Source organism: Endozoicomonas sp. SESOKO2 (assembly GCF_024606245.1).
Taxonomy (GTDB): Bacteria; Pseudomonadota; Gammaproteobacteria; order Pseudomonadales; family Endozoicomonadaceae; genus Endozoicomonas_A.
In genome coordinates, this window is sequence record NZ_JAHHPQ010000068.1 from 1 (window position 1) to 1,554 (window position 1,554).

Here is a 1,554-nt window from a genome sequence, read left to right on the forward strand (position 1 = left end):
GCAGCTGGTTGTTGTTTTCATCGTAGGCCGCACTGGTAATTGTGGTCGTAGGGGCATCCGTGTCCACCACAATTTCGCTGCTGCCTGCCAGCGACTCAGCACTGGCTGTGCCGGGCAACGTCAGGCTGACGCTACTGCCCGCGCCGTTAACCAGCGCGCTAGTAGCCGGCAACCCCAACACGCCGTTATTGAATGTCAGGGAACTGGTGTCACGATAGTTAAGGTCATCAATGTTTTCCCCGGCACTGATAGTATGACGGAACACAAACTCTCTGGTGCCATCACCGGACACATAAACCGCATTACCCCCATGCGGATCAGCCTGGGTGGGTTGCCGGTCATTCAGCAATAATAAAAGGGGGTCACCGCTGGGATCGTAGTTTTGCAACGAGACCTTTTCACTGAACCGTACCCGAATCAGAATCTCGTCACCGGCCTGATAGCTTCCGTCCACGGTGTCGGCAGAAACATTAACAACCGTAGCACCGCTACTGGTGACATTAATCACCTCATCAGCGAGCGCATCGGTAGTGGATCGGTTGCCCGCCCGGTCAGCCATAAAGCCTTGACTGATATCGAGAGTTAGATCACCCGATGTAGTGCTGAAGCCATTGTTGTCCAGTACCTTGTTGACCCCTTCATCAATGACAATCTCAACCCGGTTGTTGTGAATGGCTACTGAACCAATGTCGGAGGCGTCAAGACTAACGCTGTCAAAACTGCCATCGGGTTGTTTCAGCTCTATAGACAGCTTGCCCCAGTCAAAGCGTGACAGGTCGTCTCCCGTCAGGGTCAGGCCAGCAGACTCGCCGCTACCCAACAAGCCATCAAAACCACTGCCATTGATGGTCAGCTTTTGATCATTGGCGCCTTCAGGAGCCAGGCTGACACCCGTAATAGAAACATCAGGGGCGGAACCATCAATCATGAGATCGGCTGTGCTGGCCAGTGAGTCGCTGTTAGCAGCAACAGGAACCGTCAGCACAGCGGTATTGCCCGACAAGTCTTTGATGCTGCCGCCATTGAGCTGTAAGGCACTGGCACTGAGTACATCAAGATCCGGAGCCTCATCACCAGACCGCACGGTATACTCAAACACCAGATCCTGGGTACCAGACCCGGAGCTGAATCGGGCAGCAGAGATGTTGCCACCGGTGCCCAGCAACAGTACCGGCGTGCCCGTCACCTCCACCGCTTCGTCAAAACTCACCTGCAAACGGATAACCGAACCCGTCGCATACTCACCATCGGCTGTCAGGCTGGTGATAGTGGTAATCGAAGGTGCAATACCGTCAGGGGGCAGGATAAAAATCTCAACGCCAGCACTATTACCATCGGTCATCGTATTACCAGCGGCATCCTGGAAGAAGCCATCGCTGGTAATCCGGATCAAGTCCTGACCTTCCTCATTACCAAAACCGGAAGTGGCACGCATGCTGGACAGCTTGCTACTGCTGATCTTGATGTTCAATTGTTGATCGTTCACGGCCAGGGCAGATTCAATATCGGCAGCACTGAAGCTGATGTCCGTGTTGCTGCCACTGTTATCAACAA

The 1,554-nt window shown here is 53.9% G+C and carries 1 protein-coding gene; it reads right to left on the reverse strand.

The window, feature by feature from the left end; all coding sequences use genetic code 11:
* The coding region (locus KDK17_RS01725; protein WP_257287201.1) for a hypothetical protein at positions 1-1,554 on the reverse strand (1,554 nt) is incomplete at both ends.